9 protein-coding genes are annotated in these 15,646 nt (G+C 71.4%); 7 read left to right on the forward strand and 2 right to left on the reverse strand.

Going from position 1 to position 15,646, the window contains the following annotated elements:
- Nucleotides 1-82: 82 nt before the first annotated feature.
- Nucleotides 83-850 (reverse strand): spermidine synthase, encoded by a 768-nt coding sequence (locus ACFVSL_RS06785; RefSeq protein WP_386939641.1) that lies wholly within the window; start codon nucleotides 848-850, stop codon nucleotides 83-85.
- Nucleotides 851-970: 120 nt separating this feature from the next.
- Between ACFVSL_RS06785 and ACFVSL_RS06790 the strand changes: the two genes are divergently transcribed.
- Nucleotides 971-1,327, forward strand: coding sequence for a group 1 truncated hemoglobin (locus ACFVSL_RS06790; RefSeq protein WP_386939643.1), 357 nt, complete (start codon nucleotides 971-973; stop codon nucleotides 1,325-1,327).
- 13 nt (nucleotides 1,328-1,340) lie between these two features.
- Here the strand turns inward: ACFVSL_RS06790 and ACFVSL_RS06795 are convergent, their stop codons facing one another.
- The gene (locus tag ACFVSL_RS06795; RefSeq protein WP_386939644.1) at nucleotides 1,341-4,013 is read right to left on the reverse strand and encodes a LuxR C-terminal-related transcriptional regulator; all 2,673 of its coding nucleotides are present in this window, start codon (nucleotides 4,011-4,013) and stop codon (nucleotides 1,341-1,343) included.
- A 227-nt stretch (nucleotides 4,014-4,240) separates the two neighbouring features.
- Here ACFVSL_RS06795 and ACFVSL_RS06800 point away from each other — a divergent pair, with 227 nt between their 5' ends.
- The 6 genes from ACFVSL_RS06800 to ACFVSL_RS06825 all read left to right on the forward strand — a co-directional run bounded on the left by ACFVSL_RS06800 (nucleotide 4,241) and on the right by ACFVSL_RS06825 (nucleotide 15,646).
- Entirely contained in the window at nucleotides 4,241-4,618 is a 378-nt protein-coding gene (locus tag ACFVSL_RS06800) for a hypothetical protein (RefSeq protein WP_386939646.1), read from the forward strand.
- Nucleotide 4,619: 1 nt separating this feature from the next.
- Entirely contained in the window at nucleotides 4,620-5,021 is a 402-nt protein-coding gene (locus tag ACFVSL_RS06805; RefSeq protein ID WP_386939648.1) for a hypothetical protein, read from the forward strand.
- Nucleotides 5,022-5,429: 408 nt separating this feature from the next.
- Nucleotides 5,430-8,921, forward strand: coding sequence for a DNA-directed RNA polymerase subunit beta (rpoB, locus tag ACFVSL_RS06810; protein WP_386939650.1), 3,492 nt, complete (start codon nucleotides 5,430-5,432; stop codon nucleotides 8,919-8,921).
- 43 nt (nucleotides 8,922-8,964) lie between these two features.
- On the forward strand, nucleotides 8,965-12,861 hold the full coding sequence (gene rpoC / locus ACFVSL_RS06815; RefSeq protein WP_386939651.1) for a DNA-directed RNA polymerase subunit beta': 3,897 nt from the start codon (nucleotides 8,965-8,967) through the stop codon (nucleotides 12,859-12,861).
- A 185-nt stretch (nucleotides 12,862-13,046) separates the two neighbouring features.
- Nucleotides 13,047-14,189: a hypothetical protein gene (locus ACFVSL_RS06820; protein WP_386939653.1), complete on the forward strand. Its 1,143-nt coding sequence runs from the start codon at nucleotides 13,047-13,049 to the stop codon at nucleotides 14,187-14,189.
- A 161-nt stretch (nucleotides 14,190-14,350) separates the two neighbouring features.
- Nucleotides 14,351-15,646 (forward strand): RDD family protein, encoded by a 1,296-nt coding sequence (locus ACFVSL_RS06825; RefSeq protein WP_386939655.1) that lies wholly within the window; start codon nucleotides 14,351-14,353, stop codon nucleotides 15,644-15,646.

A 15,646-nucleotide genomic window follows, 5' to 3' on the forward strand; every position in this document is an offset into this window, starting at 1 on the left:
TGCCCACGCTACCCGCTCCCCGCGCGGCGGCGGCCGGCACCGCGGGTCGCGCTGACGCCCCGCGCCCCTCCGGCGCGGACGCTCAGCAGGCGCCCCACAGCACGAAGTCGAGACGCTCCGCCGTCAGCACCTCCGCCGGGTGCGGTCCGTGCGCGGCGAGACGCCCGGCGAGGCCGGCGGGAAGGCCGGAGGGCGCGGCGACGAGCACGGTATTGCCCTCCTCGGTGCCGGCCAGCACGGTCGCGTCGCCCGTGACGAGCAGTTCGGCCGACGGCGCCGCCCGCGCGACCGCCCGCGCCTGCGCGCGCAGCCGGCCGAGACCCGCGGCGTCGGCCACGTTCACGACGAGGAGCCCGCGATCCGAGAGGAGCGCGAGGCATCCGGCCATGAACTCGCGCGTCTCGACGAAGCCGGGCGCCTGCAGGCGCTGGTAGAGGTCGACGATGACGAGGTCGAAGGGCGTCGCGTCGCCGAGCTCGCCGATCACGGATGCCGCGTCGCCGATCTGCACGACGATGTCGGCGCCGGCCGGCAGCGGCAGGCGCGCGAGCACGCGGTCGACGAGCTCGCCGTCGATGTCGACGACGTGCTGCACCGAGTCGGGCCGGGTCGCGGCGAGGTAGCGCGGCAGGGTGAGGGCGCCGCCGCCGAGGTGCAGCGCCCGCAGCGGCTCGCCCGGCAGGCCCACCGCGTCGATCACGTGCCCGATGCGGCGCACGTACTCGAAGAAGAGGTGCGTCGGGTCGGCCGCGTCGACGTGCGACTGCGCCGTGCCGTCGACGAGCAGGGTGAGACCCGTCGACGAGAAGATGTCGGTCTCGAACTCGATGCGCGGGGGAGTCGGCGCCACGGGAGCATCGTCCCACGCGCGCGGCGTCGACGCCGAGCGCCGCGGTGGAATGAGCAACGATTGCTCAGGCACGGGCGGCACTCGGCGGGCAGGCTGGTCCCGACAGTCGAAGGAGGCCGGATGCACGCGATCTACGACGATCTCGGGGGCAGCGACGGGGTGCGCACCGCGGTGACGGTCATGTACCACCGGATCGCCGCCGACCCCGAGCTGGCGCCCTGGTTCGACGGCGTCGACACCGACCGGCTGAAGGCGCACCAGCGCGCGTTCCTCGCCGCCGCCTTCGGCGGGCCGCAGGTCTTCACCGGGCGCTCCATCCCCGAGGCGCACGGCGGCATGGCGATCACCGACGACGCCTTCGACCGGGTGGTCTCCGCGCTGATGACCGCGCTCGCCGATCTCGGCGTCGCGAAGGAGGCCGTGAACACGGTCGGCGAGCGGCTCGAGGGCATGCGCGGCGACATCGTCGGCGCGTAGCGCTCACGTCCGGTCAGAGCTGGAGCTCGTGCCGGCCGCGGATGCCGAGCTTCGTGTAGGTCGACTGCAGATGGTTGTTCACCGTGCGCGGCGACAGGAACAGCCGCTGCGCGATCTCGTTCGAGCTGAGCCCCTGGGCGGCGAGCGAGGCGATCTCGCGCTCGCGCGGCGTGAGCGGCTCGGTGCCGTCGGTGAAGCTGAGCAGCGGCGTGCGTGCGCCCTCGCACGCGGCCCCCAGCGCTCCGGCGCGCTGCAGGTCGGCGGATGCCTCGCGCCCGCGCCCGTCGGCGCGCGCCGCCTGCCCCGCCGAGGCGAACGCCTCCGCGGCGAACAGCAGGCCGCCGAGGCGCTCCCACTCCTCGCCGACGCTGCGCAGCCCCGCGGCATCGGCGGCGGCCTCGGCCCGGGCGTGCCGGGCGCGGAGGGCGATCTCGGGGGCGCCCGTGCGCCGCTCGAGCTCGGCGAGCCGCTCGGCCGCGTCGGCGACCCGAGCCCGCGGGCCGATACGGACGAGGGTGTGCAGGAACGACGCGGCGACGTTGAACGCGCCGCGCGGCAGCACCTCCTCGACCCGGGTGAGCAGGATCGCGGCCGCGGTCTCCGCATCGCCCTCCGTGCGGGCGAGCCAGGCGTCGGAGAGCGCGGTCAGGGTGTCCTCGCGGTCGTAGCCCGCGTCGAAGCGGCCGCGCAGCTCGCGGGCCCGGGCGAGGTCGCCCTGCATGCAGGCGATCACGGTGAGGAACCCGAGCGAGGGCCCGCGGAGCGACGCCGGACCGCGCAACTCCGCCCCGCTCAGGCTGTCGCGGAACCACCGTGCGGCCGTGTCGAGCCGGCCCGCCGCCCAGAACTGCCGGCCCATCAGGAACTCGGCGTGCCTGGCGGTGAGCTCGTCGTCGTTGCGGATCGCGTCGTGCAGCATCTCGATCGTCGTGCGGCGGGCGTCGTCGTAGTGGTCGCTCTCGATGAGCGCGTACGCGTAGGGCACCTGCGCGCGCCGCTTCGGGATGTGCGCGCCCGCGGTGCCGGCGTAGGCGACGGCCGACTCGGCCTCGGCGAGCGCCTCGGCCGAGCGCTGCATCTGCGAGAGCGGCATCGCCCGGGCGAGCGAGACGATGGCGCGCTCGACCGGGCTGTCGCCGAGGCCCGCGTCGGCCTCGTCGACGAGGGCGAGCGCCTCCTCGGCGCGCAGCAGGTGCAGCACGAGCGTCGCCTTGCTGATGAGCAGCATGGGCCGCTGCTCGGGCAGCGCCCGCCCGATCTCCTCGAGGAGGCGGATGCCGCGCTCGCTGCCGAGCGGGTCGCCGCCGTAGATCTCGGCCCGCTTCGCCGCGATCGCGGCGAGGGCCGCACCGGAGTGCGGGGTCGCGCGCGCCGCGGCCTCGGCGTGCGCGAGCGCCGCGAGCGCCTCCTCGCCGCGGCCGAGCGACCAGAGGAGGTCGCCGTGCATGAGGTGGGCGGAGGCGTCCGTCGCGCCCGCGCCGATCGCGGCGGCGGCGAGCCGCTCCGCGGTGCGATGGTCGTGCGCGCGTCGCGCGAGCTCGGCCGAGCGGACCAGCAGCCCGGGGTCGGAGGGACGGCCGGCGTCGAGGCGCCACATCGCGACGCGGAGCTCGTCGACGACCGTCATCGGGCCGTTCGCGATGACGTCGGCCTGCTCGGCGAGCAGCGAGATCGCCCGGATGCGGGGGAGCGACTCGCGCACCGCGCCGGCGTACTGCGGATGCGCGAGGGTGATCGCGATGCCGTGGCCCGACTCGTCGACGCGCACCATGCCGCGGAGCTCGAGCTCGGCGAGCGCCTCGGGGGCGCCCGGCCGCACGAACTCGTCGATGCCGAGCGGCTCGCAGAGCGCGAGCCGCTCGACCGCGTCGCGCTCCTCGACGTCGAGGTTGCGGAGTCGCGCGCGGATCAGGTCGCGGAGCGCCGGAGTGCCGACCGGGTCGCCGTGGAGCTGCCACTGGCCGCCCACGTGGGCGAGGGCGCCCGCCTCGACCGCGCCGATGACGAGCTCGCGGAGGAAGAGCGGGTTGCCGTGCGAGGCGCGGTGCAGCTCGACGGCGTCGCGGTGCGCGACGGGCCCGTCGAGCGCGAGCGCGAGGAGCTCGCCCACCTCCTCGAGGTCGAGGGCCGCGACGTCGATGCGCAGCGAGTCGGCGGCGGCCGCGACGGGCAGCGCGCCCTCGGGCACGGGCTCGCCCTCGGGCAGGGTGGCGATGAGCGAGATCGAGCCGGCCGCGACTAGCTGGGCGATGAGCGCCACCGACACGGTGTCCGCCGTGGAGAGGTCGTCGACGGCCATGATCACCGGCCGCCCGGCGGCGAGCTCGGCGATCGCCGCATTCGTCGCGCTGAACAGCGCCAGCGGGTCGGTCGTGGCGGGAAGCACCGGATGCTCGACCCCGCGGGCGAGCGCCGGCGCGACCGTCGCGAACGGCACCGACGACAGGGCGGGGTTGCCGCTCGCGGTGAGCACGAGCCATCCGGCCTCGGCGAGGCGGTCGCCGACCGCCGACTGGATGCGGCTCTTGCCGATGCCCGACGGGCCGTAGAGGAAGACCGAACGCGCCTCTCCGGAGATGAGCGCTCCCGCTGCGCGGGCGAGCTGGGGGTCGCGGCCGACGAGGGGCCAGGGCCGGTCGAGCGTCGGCTCGGCTTCGGGCGCTGAGGCGGAGTCGGTCGGGGCCATCGCCGCCTCTCGCGTCATCGGTGGGTCGGTCGATTCACTGTACGGCTCGGCCGGGCGGGGCGCAGTACCCCGCACAGGGGGTGGCGCTGAGCAATCGGGGCGGCCCGTGAGTAATGCGCGGCGGCCGGATGAGCAGATGCTGCCCATCCGGCGCGGACCCCGCTGCGGGAGCCTCTGGTCATCGGGCACCACCGCCCGGCCAACCGGCACACGACAAGGAATCGATCATGAACCTCCTCAAGCAGTTCGGCGACATGGCGCAGATGGTGAAGGCCGCCCCCGGCCTCATCGACCAGGCGAACGCCCTCCAGGCGCAGTCGGCGCACTACCAGCAGCAGATGGACGCGCAGGCCGCGTACGCGATGACCGCGGAGACCGCCCCCGGCGCCCTCGAGCCGATCGCCGGCGTCGACCTCGAGCGCTACGCCCGCATCTCGAAGGGCATCGCCGCCTACGGGTACGACGCGGCGATGCTGCCGACCGTCGCGGCCATGTTCGGCATCGACGGGCCGTCGTGGGAGGCGGCCGCCGCAGGGTGGGGCGCCCGCATCCGGGCGGACCGCGGCGTCGGACGACGCTTCAACGAGATCTACGCGGCGGTGTGACATGGGATTCCTCACGGACCTCGCGACGCTGACCCGCCAGGGCTACGAGGCGCAGCAGCGCATGGACGTCGGCGCGACGATGGCGCAGGCGCAGGCCTCGATGGAGCAGGCGAGCCGGATCATGGCCGCGACGACGCCCGTCGCCGCGGAGCCCCGCGTCGAGGCGCAGCGGCTGCGCACGACGGCGACCGTGCTCGGCGCCCGGCAGCTGCCGATCATGTTCGGCATGAACGCGGTCGTCGAGCTCGAGCTGCACGTGCTCATGCCCGGAGGCGTGCCGATGCCCGCGACGCGGACCGAACAGCTCGCGCCGCTGCACCTCGCCCGCGCCGTGCCGGGCGCCGCGCTCGACGTCAGCCTCGTGCCCGGCCGCCCCGACACCCTGCGCCTCGAGTGGGCCTGAGCGCCCGGCCCCGCCCCGCGCACGAGCAGCAGGACCCTCGCGCCGCACGGCGGACGCCCCGTCCCGGTGCCCGCCGGCGCGGGGCGCCCGGGCGGGCCCGGCGGTCGAAACGGAGATCCCGCGACGACGCGAGCCGCGGAATTCCGCGGCTCGCGGCATCCCTCGGGCGTCGAACAGGGGCTATATACCGGACATCCTGAAACAAATCAAGAATCTCGCTGGACTTGGCGCGTCGGATCGCATATAGTTGACGTTTGCGCTCCCAGACCCTGCATGCCTTCATATTGCGGTCGGCTTCGTGTGTGTCGAGATCCCGTGATCTCCGACGTCCCACCATGTCTGAGGGGTACTGAACTCACTCCGCTACCGACAGTGAACCGGCCCGACGGGGCCATGGAGGTTATTCACTTGGCTGCTGCGCGCAACGCAACCACGCCCACCCCCAAGAACGGACGCGGTGCAAGCCGCCTCTCGTTCGCGAAGATCGCCGATACCCTCACGGTACCCGACCTTCTCGCACTCCAGACCGAGAGCTTCGACTGGCTCGTCGGCAACGACGCGTGGAAGGCACGCGTCGCCGAGGCCCAGTCCGCCGGTCGCACCGACCTGCCCGAGACCACCGGCCTCGAGGAGATCTTCGAGGAGATCTCGCCCATCGAGGACCTCGGCGAGACCATGCAGCTCTCGTTCACGAACCCCGAGCTCGAGCCTCCGAAGTACACGATCGACGAGTGCAAGGAGAAGTCGAAGACCTACTCCGCCCCGCTCTACGTGAACGCGGAGTTCATGAACCACCTCACGGGTGAGATCAAGACCCAGACGGTCTTCATGGGCGACTTCCCGCTCATGACCCCCAAGGGCACCTTCGTCATCAACGGCACCGAGCGCGTCGTCGTCTCGCAGCTCGTCCGTTCGCCCGGCGTCTACTTCGAGCGCACCCCCGAGAAGACCTCCGACAAGGACATCTACTCGGCCCGCGTCATCCCGAGCCGCGGCGCGTGGCTCGAGTTCGAGATCGACAAGCGCGACCAGGTCGGCGTCCGCATCGACCGCAAGCGCAAGCAGTCGGTCACGGTCTTCCTGAAGGCCCTCGGCCTCACCTCCGAGGAGATCCTCGAGGAGTTCGCCGGCTACGAGTCGATCGCCCTCACCCTCGAGAAGGACAACATCCTCACGAAGGAAGAGGCGCTCAAGGACATCTACCGCAAGCTCCGTCCGGGCGAGCAGGTCGCCGCCGAGGCCGCGCGTGCGCTCCTCGACAACTTCTACTTCAACCCGAAGCGCTACGACCTCGCGAAGGTCGGCCGGTACAAGATCAACCAGAAGCTCGGCCTCGAGGCTCCCCTCACCGACTCGGTGCTGACGGTCCAGGACATCGTCGCCACGATCAAGTACCTCGTCGCCCTGCACGACGAGCGCGAGACGCTGCCCGGCCGCCGCGGCGGCAAGGCGGTCGACCTCCGCCTCGACGTCGACGACATCGACAACTTCGGCAACCGTCGCATCCGCGCGGTCGGCGAGCTCATCCAGAACCAGGTGCGCACCGGCCTCAGCCGCATGGAGCGCGTCGTCCGCGAGCGCATGACGACGCAGGACATCGAGGCGATCACCCCGCAGACCCTGATCAACGTGCGACCCGTCGTCGCGGCGATCAAGGAGTTCTTCGGCACCTCGCAGCTGTCGCAGTTCATGGACCAGAACAACCCGCTCGCGGGTCTGACCCACAAGCGCCGCCTGTCGGCGCTCGGCCCGGGCGGTCTCTCGCGCGACCGCGCCGGCGTCGAGGTCCGCGACGTCCACCCCTCGCACTACGGCCGCATGTGCCCGATCGAGACCCCTGAAGGCCCGAACATCGGCCTGATCGGCTCGCTCGCGTCGTTCGCGCGCATCAACTCGTTCGGCTTCATCGAGACGCCGTACCGCAAGGTCGTCGCCGGCAAGGTCACCGACCAGATCGACTACCTGACCGCGATGGAGGAGAACGACTTCATCGTCGCCCAGGCCAACGCGCCGCTCAAGGCCGACGGCCACTTCTCGGAGGAGCGCGTGCTCGCCCGTCAGAAGGGCGGCGAGGTCGACCTGATCCCCGCCGACGAGATCGGCTACATGGACGTCTCGCCGCGCCAGATGGTGTCGGTCGGCACGTCGCTCATCCCGTTCCTCGAGCACGACGACGCGAACCGCGCCCTCATGGGCGCGAACATGCAGCGTCAGGCCGTGCCGCTGCTCCGCAGCGACTCGCCGTACGTCGGCACCGGTATGGAGGGCTACGCCGCGATCGACGCCGGTGACGTCATCACCGCCGACAAGGCCGGTGTCGTCGCCGAGGTCTCGGCCGACTCCGTCACGGTCCAGCTCGACGAGGGCGGCACGCAGACCTACTTCCTGCGCAAGTTCGACCGCTCGAACCAGGGCACCTCGTACAACAACCGCGTCATCGTGAACGCGGGCGACCGCATCGAGGCCGGCGAGGTCATCGCCGACGGCCCCGCGACCGACAACGGCGAGCTCGCGCTCGGCAAGAACCTGCTCGTCGCGTTCATGCCGTGGGAGGGTCACAACTTCGAGGACGCGATCATCCTCAGCCAGAACCTGGTGAAGGACGACGTCCTCTCCTCGATCCACATCGAGGAGTACGAGGTCGACGCCCGCGACACCAAGCTCGGCAAGGAGGAGATCACCCGCGACCTCCCCAACGTGAGCCCCGACCTGCTCGCCGACCTCGACGAGCGCGGCATCATCCGCATCGGCGCCGAGGTCCGCCCCGGCGACATCCTCGTCGGCAAGGTCACGCCGAAGGGCGAGACCGAGCTCTCCGCCGAGGAGCGCCTCCTCCGCGCGATCTTCAACGAGAAGAGCCGCGAGGTGCGCGACACGTCGCTCAAGGTGCCTCACGGCGAGCAGGGCACGATCATCGCGGTCAAGGTGTTCGACTCGCAGGACGGCGACGACGAGCTCGGCTCGGGCGTCAACCAGCGCGTGGTCGTCTACATCGCCCAGAAGCGCAAGATCACCGAGGGCGACAAGCTCGCCGGCCGCCACGGCAACAAGGGCGTCATCTCGAAGATCCTCCCCGTCGAGGACATGCCGTTCCTCGCGGACGGCACGCCGGTCGACGTCGTGCTCAACCCGCTCGGCATCCCCGGTCGAATGAACTTCGGCCAGGTCCTCGAGACCCACCTCGGCTGGGTCGCGAAGCAGGGCTGGAAGGTCGAGGGCAAGCCGGCGTGGGCGAAGCGCCTGCCCGAGGCCGCCCACGAGGCCGCCCCCGGCACCAAGGTCGCCACCCCGGTGTTCGACGGCGCGTTCGAGGAGGAGATCGCGGGTCTGCTCGACTCGACGCTCCCCAACCGCGACGGCGAGCGGCTCATCGACTCGAGCGGCAAGACGCAGCTCTTCGACGGCCGTTCCGGCGAGCCCTTCCCGTACCCGGTCTCGGTCGGCTACATGTACATCCTGAAGCTGCACCACCTCGTCGACGACAAGATCCACGCGCGTTCGACGGGCCCGTACTCGATGATCACCCAGCAGCCGCTCGGTGGTAAGGCGCAGTTCGGTGGCCAGCGATTCGGTGAGATGGAGGTCTGGGCGCTCCAGGCCTACGGCGCCGCCTACGCGCTGCAGGAGCTCCTCACGATCAAGTCCGACGACATCCTCGGCCGCGTCAAGGTGTACGAGGCGATCGTCAAGGGCGAGAACATCCAGGAGCCCGGCATCCCCGAGTCCTTCAAGGTGCTCATGAAGGAGATGCAGTCGCTCTGCCTGAACGTCGAGGTGCTCTCGGCCGACGGCACGGCGGTCTCCCTCCGCGACACCGATGACGAGGCCTTCCGCGCTGCGGAAGAGCTCGGCATCAACATCTCCGCGCGCTTCGAGTCGTCGAACATCGACGAGATCTAAGCCAGGCCAGTAGACGACTACAGAGACTTTCCAAGGAGAGAAATTGCTCGACGCAACGACTTTTGACGAGCTTCGGATCGGCCTGGCCACCGCAGAGGACATCCGCAAGTGGTCCTACGGCGAAGTGAAGAAGCCCGAGACCATCAACTACCGCACCCTCAAGCCCGAGAAGGACGGTCTGTTCGGTGAGCAGATCTTCGGACCGAGCCGCGACTGGGAGTGCGCCTGCGGCAAGTACAAGCGCGTGCGCTTCAAGGGCATCGTGTGCGAGCGCTGCGGCGTGGAGGTCACCAAGTCCTCCGTCCGCCGCGAGCGCATGGGCCACATCGAGCTCGCCGCGCCGGTCACGCACATCTGGTACTTCAAGGGTGTGCCCAGCCGCCTCGGCTACCTGCTCGACATGGCGCCCAAGGACCTCGAGAAGGTCATCTACTTCGCCGCCTACATGGTGATCGACGTCGATGACGAGGGCCGCCACGCCGACATGCCCGGCCTCGAGAACGAGCTCCGCCTCGAGATCAAGACCATCGGCGACCAGCGCGACGCCCGCATCGCGACGCTCATGGCCCGCAAGGAGGAGGAGCTCGCGACGCTCGAGGCCGAGGGTGCCAAGAGCGACCAGCGCAAGCGCGCCGAGGCCGCCGCCGACAAGGAGATGACGCAGGTCCGCAAGTCGGGCGACGAGCAGATCGCGCACCTCGAGCGCGTGTGGGAGGCCTTCCGCACGCTCAAGGTCGGCGACCTCAAGCCCGAGGACTCCGACTTCCACGAGCTGCAGGACCGCTTCGGCATGTACTTCGACGCCTACATGGGCGCCGAGGCCATCAAGAAGCGCCTCGAGGCGTTCGACCTGGCCGCCGAGGCGGAAGACCTGCACCTGCAGATCGCCGAGGGCAAGGGCCAGAAGAAGATCCGCGCGATCAAGCGCCTGCGCGTCGTCAACTCGTTCCTCGCCACGGGCAACTCGCCCGCCGCGATGGTGCTCGACGTCGTGCCGGTGATCCCGCCCGAGCTCCGCCCCATGGTGCAGCTCGACGGCGGCCGCTTCGCGACCTCCGACCTCAACGACCTCTACCGTCGTGTGATCAACCGCAACAACCGCCTTCGTCGCCTGCTCGACCTCGGTGCCCCCGAGATCATCGTCAACAACGAGAAGCGGATGCTGCAGGAGGCCGTCGACGCGCTGTTCGACAACGGCCGTCGTGGCCGCCCGGTCACGGGTACCGGCAACCGCGCCCTCAAGTCCCTGAGCGACATGCTCAAGGGCAAGCAGGGTCGCTTCCGCCAGAACCTGCTCGGCAAGCGCGTCGACTACTCGGGCCGTTCGGTCATCGTCGTCGGCCCGCAGCTGAAGCTGCACCAGTGCGGTCTGCCCAAGCAGATGGCGCTCGAGCTCTTCAAGCCGTTCGTGATCAAGCGCCTGATCGACCTGAGCCACGCTCAGAACATCAAGGCCGCCAAGCGCATGGTCGAGCGTTCGCGCCCGCAGGTGTGGGACGTCCTCGAGGAGATCATCCGCGAGCGCCCCGTGCTGCTGAACCGTGCGCCCACGCTGCACCGTCTCGGCATCCAGGCGTTCGAGCCGCAGCTCGTCGAGGGCAAGGCCATCCAGCTCCACCCGCTCGTCTGCGCCGCCTTCAACGCGGACTTCGACGGCGACCAGATGGCCGTGCACCTTCCGCTCTCGGTCGAGGCACAGGCCGAGGCGCGCATCCTCATGCTCGCCTCGAACAACATCCTGAAGCCGTCGGACGGCCGTCCGGTGACCCTGCCCTCGCAGGACATGATCATCGGCCTGCACCACCTGACGACCGAGAAGCCCGGCGCAGCCGGCGAGGGCCGCGCGTTCTCGTCGATCGCCGAGGCGATCCTCGCGTTCGACCAGAACCGCCCCGGCGACCTCGAGCTCGACCTCGGCGCCAAGGTGAAGATCCGTCTCGACGGTCTCTACTTCGGCGAGGGCGACGAGCCCGAGGGCTTCGAGCAGGGCAAGCCGTTCCTCATGGAGACGACCCTCGGTCGCGCGCTCTTCAACGAGGCGCTCCCGGTCGACTACCCGTACTTCAACCGCCAGGCCGGCAAGGGCCAGATCTCGGAGATCGTCAACGACCTCGCCGAGCGCTACCCGAAGACCGAGGTGGCCGCGACCCTCGACCGGATCAAGGACGCCGGCTTCCGCTGGGCGACCCGTTCGGGCGTCACCGTCGCGCTCTCCGACATCATCACGCCCCCCACCAAGGGCGAGATCGTGTCGAAGTACGAGAAGCAGGCCGCCAAGGTGCAGTCGCAGTTCGAGAAGGGCCTCACGACCGACCTCGAGCGTCGTCAGGAGCTCATCCAGATCTGGACCAAGGCCACCGACGAGGTCGCCAAGGCCATGCAGGAGAACTTCCCGACCGACAACACCATCAACCGCATGGTGACCTCGGGCGCTCGTGGTAACTGGCTGCAGGTGCGCAACATCGCCGGCATGCGAGGCCTCGTGAACAACCCGAAGGGTGAGATCATCCCTCGCCCGATCATCTCGAGCTACCGCGAGGGCCTCTCGGTCGCCGAGTACTTCATCGCGACGCACGGTGCCCGTAAGGGTCTGGCCGACACGGCCCTCCGTACGGCCGACTCGGGTTACCTCACGCGTCGTCTGGTGGATGTCTCGCAGGACGTCATCATCCGCGAGGAGGACTGCGGCACGTCGAAGGGCCTCGAGCTCCCGATCGCCACGGTCGACTCCTCGGGCGAGCTCGTCCGCGACCCGAACGTCGAGAACTCGGTGTTCGCCCGCTCGCTCGCCGCCGACGCGGTGAACGCCAAGGGCGAGGTCGTGGCCGAGGCCGGCAGCGACGTCGGCGACGTGCTCATCAACGAGCTCATCGCCGCGGGCGTCGAGTCGATCCGGGTCCGCTCGGTCCTCACCTGCGAGTCCGCCGTCGGCGTCTGCGCGAAGTGCTACGGCCGTTCGCTCGCGACCGGCAAGCTCGTCGACATCGGCGAGGCCGTCGGCATCATCGCGGCCCAGTCGATCGGTGAGCCCGGCACGCAGCTGACGATGCGTACCTTCCACACCGGTGGCTCGGCCTCGGCCGACGACATCACGCAGGGTCTGCCCCGCGTGCAGGAGCTCTTCGAGGCCCGTACCCCCAAGGGTGCGTCGCCCATCGTCGAGGCCCCCGGTCGCATCACGATCGACGAGACCGACAAGCAGCGCAAGGTCATCCTCACGCCCGACAACGGCGACGAGCCGATCGCGTACAACGTGCTCAAGCGTTCGACGCTGCTCGTCGAGGACGGCCAGCACGTCGAGCTCGGCCAGCAGCTGATCGTCGGCACCGTCGACCCGAAGGAGGTCCTCCGGGTCAAGGGCGTCCGCGAGGTGCAGAAGCACCTCGTGAACGGCGTGCAGGACGTCTACCGCTCGCAGGGCGTGCCGATCCACGACAAGCACATCGAGGTCATCGTGCGCCAGATGCTGCGCAAGGTCACCGTCGTCGACCACGGCGACACCGACCTGCTGCCCGGTGAGCTCGTCGACCGCCTGAAGTACAACGAGATCAACCGCGCGTCGCTCACCGAGGGCAAGAAGACGGCCTCGGCCCGCCAGGAGGTCATGGGTATCACCAAGGCCTCGCTCGCGACCGAGTCGTGGCTGTCGGCCGCGTCCTTCCAGGAGACGACCCGCGTGCTCACGCAGGCCGCCATGGAGGGCAAGAGCGACCCGCTGGTCGGCCTCAAGGAGAACGTGATCATCGGAAAGCTGATCCCGGCGGGTACGGGCCTCGGCAAGTACCGGAACGTCGCGGTCGAGGCCACGGAGGAGGCGAAGGCGGAGCGGTACCCGAACCGCATCTTCACCGACGACGCGGCCTTCAGCGAGGGCGACCTCAGCTTCGTCGACTTCGACGCGTTCTCGAGCGACGACTTCACGCCCGGCAACTACAGCTGAACCCGGTGATCGCGGCGGCGCGCAACGCCGTCGCGTGATCCAGACGAAGGGCCCCGGAGCGATCCGGGGCCCTTCGCCGTCTGCCGGGAAACCCCGCAGGATCCGCGCGGCGCGGGCCCGCGACGGCATCGCGGCGATACAGTTGGCGCACCGCGGGCGCGTGGGCGCCCGGAAGGAGCGCGATCATGAGCAGCACGACTCCCGGACCCGGGTCGGACGACGACCTGCGGCGCGACGAGGTCGGCGAGCCCGAGGCCGCCGCCGCACCGGGCGGCGCCGACGAGACGCCGATCGAGAGCGACGACGGGACGCAGCCCGCGCACGAGTGGGCGGACGAGCCCGCCGAGGCCACCGAGCCCGAGCCGGAGCCCGTGGCCGGACCCGAGCCCGATGCGGCGCCAGCCGCTGCGGCGGCGACGCCCGCTGCCGACGACCACGATGCGGCCGCGTCGGCCGACACCGGCCCCGTCGAACCGGGCGCCACCACGCCGCGCGCCTTCGAGGAGCCCGAGCCCGAGGCATCCGGGACGAGCGCGCTCGACGCGGCCGTCCTGCGCGCGAACGCCGGCGCGGACCGCTCCGCCGACGACGAGGACCGCAACGGCATCGACGACGCCGGTGCGACGCCGCAGCCGGTGGCGGCGGGCTCCGTCCGCCGCGAGACCTACGTGCCCGCTTCGACGGCGGCCGTCGCGACCGCGTCGGGTGCGGCCACGCTCGCGCCCGAGCCGGTCGCCGAGCCGGCACCCGCGTTCGGCGCGCAGACCGTCTACGTCCAGGCGCCCGAGCCGCCGCGGGCGAAGGGCAACCGCGGGTTCGGCGTCCTCGTCGCGCTCATCGGCTCAGCCCTCTTCGCGGCGCTGTACGCGGGCATCGCCTACCTGCTGCTCCTCAGCCAGGGCGACCCGGCGCAGGTCAACACGGTCTTCCTCGAGCGCTTCCTCGCGAAGCCCGTGTACTGGGTGCCGATCGTCGCCTTCTTCGTCGGCTTCGCGCTGCTGGCCGCCATCGTCAACCGCGGACGCTGGTGGGCGTACGTCGTCTTCGGCCTGCTCGTCGGCGTGCTCGTGTACTTCTCGTACCTCGGGGGAGCGCTGCTCACCGTCGAGGCGTGGACCCTCACCTTCGACGAGGCGCAGTCGTTCATCGCCCAGCGCTGGCTCGACCCGTTCGCGATCGTCGCGGCGCTGATCGCCCGCGAGATCCCGATCTGGCTCGGCGGGTGGATCGCCGCTCGCGGGCGCACGGTGACGGAGCGCAACCGCGTCGCCCTGGAGGCGTACGACCGCGAGCTGGCCGCCGGGCCGCAGCCGCAGCCGCTGCGCTGATCCCGCTCGCCGCGGGGCTGTGCACAACGCACGGCGGAGCCGGAGGCTGCGGGTACGCTCGTCAGACGGGGATGGTGAGCCCTCCCCATCGACAGCGTGCCCACGATCGGGTTGGGTAGCAGCTTGGACCACCCTGCCGACCTGCCGACTCGAGGAGCGACGTGAGCGTCACCATGGACATCGATGACGAGCCCACGCCCGGTCTCCGACCCGATGGTCGTCCCGATCCCGCGTACGCGAGGGCGCTGGGACTCGTACCCGCCCCCGCCGGTCGACGGGCGGGGGCCTTCGCGCTCGACGCCGCGGTCTGGGCGGTGCTCGCGACGCCGACCGTGGTCGGGGTGCTCCTGCTGGCCGAGCCCGTGCTCGCCTCGGGCGGCGACCCGACGCGTCTCGGCGGCGCCGCGACGGGGCCGCTCATCGCCATCGCCGTCGGCCAGGCGCTCACCCTCGTCTTCGGGCTCGTCCAGCTCGTCCTGCACGGCCGGTTCGGCGTGACCCTCGGCAAGGCCGCGGCCGGGCTCCGCTCGGTGAGCGTGCGCGACTTCGGGCCGGCCGGCTTCTGGCGCGTCGTGCTGCGCGCGCTCGTGCTCTGGGCGGCCCAGCTCGTCCTGCCCTTCATCGGCCCGGCGATCCTCTTCGCCTCCGGCTCGTGGGATCCCGAGCAGCGCGGGCGTTCGTGGCTCGACCGGGTGGGCGGATGCTACGTGGTCGACGCGCGCCGTGCGCTCGACCCGTTCGACGCCCGGGCCATGCGTCGCGCGCGCCGCGTCGCGGCCGCACCGCCCGAGGCGGAGGCGGTCCGGCTTCCGTCGCTCGCCAGCGACCGGCCGCTCGGCGAGGTGTTCCAGATTCCCGCCGAGCGCTCGAGCTCGGGCGTCGTGTCGCCCGGAGCGGCGAGCATCGACTCGTGGACGCCGCCGCCGATCGGCGGCGAGGCCGGCCCCGTCCCTCCGGTCGCACCGGCTCCGCCGGCGATGCCGGCCGCACCGCCGACGCTTCCCCAGGCCCCGGCCCCGGCCGCTCCGCCCCACGCCGCGCCGGCATCGCCCCCGACGCCGCCTGCACCGCCCGCGGTCGTCCCGCCCGCCGTCGCGCAGCCCGCAGGGCCCTCGGCACCCGCCCGGATCGTGCTCCGCTTCGACGACGGCACCGCCGTCGAGGCATCCGCGTTCGGCCTGCTCGGCCGCGCCCCCGACGCCGGACCGGGGGCGACCGCCCAGCTGCTGCCCGTCGACGACCCGTCGAAGCGGATCTCGAAGGTGCACGCCGAGTTCGGCGCCGTCGACGGCGGCTTCTGGATCGCCGACCGCGGCTCGACCAACGGCACGGAGGTGCGCCTGCCCGACGGGAGGGTCGTCGACCTGGTCCCGGGCGTGCGCACGCCGCTCGCCCCCGGTGCGCTCGTGGTCATGGGCGGTCGCAGTTTCACCATCACGAGCGAGCCCGGAAGGTAA

Origin of the sequence: Agromyces sp. NPDC058064 (assembly GCF_042885275.1) — a bacterium.
In the GTDB taxonomy this organism is placed as follows: domain Bacteria; phylum Actinomycetota; class Actinomycetes; order Actinomycetales; family Microbacteriaceae; genus Agromyces.